The sequence below is a fragment of the Methylobacterium cerastii genome, assembly GCF_022179125.1.
Classification (GTDB): Bacteria; Pseudomonadota; Alphaproteobacteria; order Rhizobiales; family Beijerinckiaceae; genus Methylobacterium; species Methylobacterium cerastii.
The window spans coordinates 1-3,963 of record NZ_BPQG01000063.1; the positions used below are offsets into that span (position 1 = coordinate 1).

Annotated in this window: 2 protein-coding genes; both read right to left on the reverse strand. The window is 67.3% G+C overall.

Going from position 1 to position 3,963, the window contains the following annotated elements:
* The coding region (locus MFF13_RS19605) for a beta strand repeat-containing protein (RefSeq protein WP_238272782.1) at positions 1-3,599 on the reverse strand (3,599 nt) is incomplete at its 3' end.
* Positions 3,600-3,680: 81 nt separating this feature from the next.
* Positions 3,681-3,963, reverse strand: a 283-nt coding sequence (locus MFF13_RS19610; RefSeq protein ID WP_238272783.1) for a beta-barrel domain-containing protein, incomplete at its 5' end; no start/stop codon positions are given.

The following is a 3,963-nucleotide window of genomic DNA, read 5'->3' on the forward strand; positions in this document are numbered from 1 at the left end:
GACGTGACCGTGAACACCTCGAGCTTCTTTTCGCCCACGGCGAGGTACTGCACCGCGCCGTTGGCCACGCTGTAGGTGTAGTCGCCGTTCGTTGCGAGGGTCAGGGTGCCCAGCGCGGCCTTGCCCGTGGCAGCGTCGGTGCCAGCCACGCTGGTGAGCGCCTGGAAGCTCGACTCGTCGTGGTCGGCATCCGTGACCGACAGCGTGCCGCTCGCGGTCAGGTTGCCGTTGGTGTCGACGGTCGCGTCCTCGGTCACGGCCGCGATCATCGGCGTGCCGATCACCGCAGTATCGTTCGAGCCGGTGATCGTGAAGGTTACCGTCTGGGTCGAGACGGCCTTCTGGAAGTCCGTGACGCTGACGTTGTAGGTCACAACCAGCGTCTCGCCCTCGCGCAGGACGTCGAAGGCTGCATCCGCTGCCGAGAAGGTCAGCGGGATCGTGCCCGTGCCGGTCTTGGTGCTGTCGCTGATCCCGCCCGTCGACACGGCGAGGGCCGAGGCGAGCGCAGTGCTGAGCGCCGTCTTCTGATCGTCCGAGAGGTTGGAATAAGCTCCCGTCAGCGTCGGCGCTGAGACCGTCACCGTGTGCGTGTCGGAGAGGTCGACATCCGTAAAGGTCAGGCTCGCGCTCAGGCTGTCGTTCACGCTCGTCGCGGGGGTATTCGTCGCCGTCACGACACCGTTCGTGGTGCCAGACTGCTCCGTGAAGGCGTGCGTGCCCGTGTCGGCGGCCAGCACCGGCGCGTCGTTCGTGCCGGTGACCGTGATCACGACCGGCCGCGTCGCAGTGCCACCCGTGTGCTGGTCCGACACCGTGACGTCGTAGCTGATGGTCAGCTTCTCGCCCGCTGCCAGGAAGTCGAAGGCGCCATCCGCCTTCGAGAAGCTCAGCGGGATCGTGCCAGTAGTGACGGTGGCGCTGGTATCGGTGATCGTCCCCGGGATCAGGACGCCCGTGAGCGCGGTGACGAGCGCAGCCTTCTGAAGATCTGTCAGGCCCGTCGTGCCCGAACCGGTCAGGACGGGGGCTGCCACCGACACGGTGTGGGTATCGGTCAGGTCGACGTCGGTGAAGCTCAGGCTCGCCGTGAGCGTGACGGCCGTCGTCGACCCCGTGGTCGCGGCCGCCTCCGTGAAGGCGTGCGTGCCCGCATCGGCGGCCAGCATCGGCGCGTCGTTGGTGCCGGTGATCGTGAAGGTGATGTCCTTCGTCGTCCCGTCGAGCGACGTGACGGTGAACACCTCGTTCTTCGGCTGACCCGCGGCGAGGTACTGCACCGCGCTGTTGGCCACGCTGTAGGTGTAGGCGCCGTTCGCTGCGAGGGTGAGGGTACCCAGCACGCCGGTGGCGGGGGTGACGGTCGTCTGGAAGCTCGACTGGTCGTGGTCGGCATCCGTGACCGACAGCGTGCCCGTCGCGGTCAGGTTGCCGTTGGTGTCGACGGCCGTGTCCTCGGTCACGGCCGCTATCGTCGGCGTGCCGATCACCGCGGCGTCGTTCGAGCCGGTGATTGTGAAGGTCACCGCCTGGGTCGAGACCACGCGCTGGCTGTCCGTGACGCTGACGTTGTAGGTCACAACCAGCGTCTCGCCCTCGCGCAGGACGTCGAAGGTCGCATCCGCCGCCGAGAAGCTCAGCCCAATCGAGCCCGCACCGGTACCGGTGCTGTCGCTGAGGGTGTTGCTCAGCGCGGTCGCCAGGGCGGAGGCGAGCGTCGCCTGCTGCCCGGCCGAAAGCAGCGTGTAGCCGGTCCCGCTGAGAGTGGGAGCCGCGATCGACACCACATGCGTGTCGGTGAGGTCGGCATCCGTGAAGGTCAGGTTCGCCATCACGGTGTCGGCGGGAGCCGCGTTACCCGAGGCGATCACGATGCCGTTCGTCGTGCCAGGCTGCTCGGTCAGCGTGTGCGAACCCGAGGTGTCGGCGGCCAGAACCGGTAGGTCGTTGGTGCCGGTCACCCGCACGGTCACGGTCTGCTGGCTCGTGCTGTTCCCGTCGGACAAGGTCACGACGTAGCTCAGGGTCAGGGTCTCGCCCGCGGCGAGGAAGTCGAAGGTCTTGTCGACGACCGAAAAGGCGAGCGGCACCGAACCGGCGCTGCCCGCGCTGCTCTCGACCACCGTCCCGGGCGTGAGTGCACCGGCCACCGCGCTGGCGAGGGTGAGCTTCTGATCCGAGCTCAGCCCGGCATAGCCCGTGCCGCCCAGGCTCGCCGTACCCACGCTCACCGTGTGCGTGTCGGTCGCCGACGCGTCGGTGAAGGCCAGGCTGAAATTGGCCGTGTCGGCGGTGCTCACACCCGTGACGTTGGCCCGCTCGACCACCAGCTTCTGCACGGTGTTGCCCGCGTCCAGCACCGGAGCCGGGTTGTTCGGATCGAAGGTCGGAGCCGCGCTGTAGCGCTGCGCCTTGATCCCAGCGCCGTCGGCGTCCCCCCCGACCCCGCTGTAGTCCTGCCAGGTGACGACGAAGCCGCCGTCCGACAGACCGCTCACCGTCGAGTTATACTGATAACTCACGGTCGTGGTGTTGACCAGGAACTCGCTGCCGGCCCTGCTGCCGTCGGCGTTGTAGACCTGCGCCTTGACATCGTAGTCGCTGCTCACCCCGCCCCCGCTGGTGTCCGTCCAGGTGACGACGAAGCCACCGTCCTTCAGACCGGTCACCGTCGAGAAATACTGGCTGCTCGTGGTCGTGGTGTTGACCAGGAACTCGGTACCGACCCTGCTGCCGTCGGCGTTGAAGACCTGCGCCTTGATCCCGTAGCCGTCGGCGTCCCCGCTCTCGTCCGTCCAGGTGACGACGAAGCCGCCGTTCGACAGACCGGTCACCGTCGAAAGCAACTGATCGGTCGCGGTCGCGGTGTTGACCAGGAACTCGGTACCGACCCTGCTGCCGTCGGCCTTGTAGACCTGCGCCTTGATCCCGGCGCCGTCGGCGTCCCCGCTCGCGTCCGTCCAGGTGACGACGAAGCCGCCGTTCGACAGACCGGTCACCGTCGAGAGTTGCTGATTGTTCGCGGTCGCGGTGTTGACCAGGAACTCGGTACCGACCCTGCTGCCGTCGGCCTTGTAGACCTGCGCCTTGATCCCGGAGCCGATGGTGTCGTCCCCGATCTGGCTAGCGTCCGTCCAGGTGACGACGAAGCCGCCGTTCGACAGACCGGTCACCGTCGAGGCTCGCTGATCGTTCGCGGTCTCGGTGTTGACCAGGAACTCGGTGCCGACCGCTTTACCGTCGGCGCCGTAAATCTGCGCCTTGATCCCGAAGCCGCTCTTGTCGCCCCCGACGCCACTTAAGTCCGTCCAGGTGACGACGAAGCCGCCGTTCGACAGACTGGTCACCGTCGGGTTTTGCTGAAGACTCGCGGTCGCGGTGTTGACCAGGAACTCGCCGCCGGCCTTGCTGCCGTCGGCCTTGTAGATCTGCGCCTTGATCCCGGAGTCGCTGATATCATCCCCGCCGCCGCTGTAGTCCTCCCAGGTGACGACGAAGCCGCCGTTCGACAGACCGGTCACCGTCGGGTTTATCTGGGTGTTCGCGGTCTGGGTGTTGACCAGGAACTCGGGGCCGGTGGCGGTGTAGGTGGTGGCCATGGGGGGATCCTTGAAGCGTGGCGGCGCGAGCGGCGCGCAAGTGTGATGAGGTCTGTTGGAAGGTCTTGACGGCGCGGCGCTTCAGCGTTCGCGCCAAGCCTTGGCGATCTGGTCGGTGAGCGGCTTGGTCAGGTACGAGAGCACCGAGCGGTCGCCGAGCTGCAGGAAGCTCTCGACCGGCATGCCCGGCACCAGGCGGGCGCCGCCGAGGCGGCCCTGCTGGTCGTCCGGCACGCGGATGCGCACGGTGTAGTAGCTCGCCCCGGTCTTCGGGTCGGTGGTGACGTCGGCCGAGATCCGGCTGACCACGCCCTCGACCTCCGGGGTGGTACGCTGGTTGAAAGCGGAGAAGCGCAGCATCGCC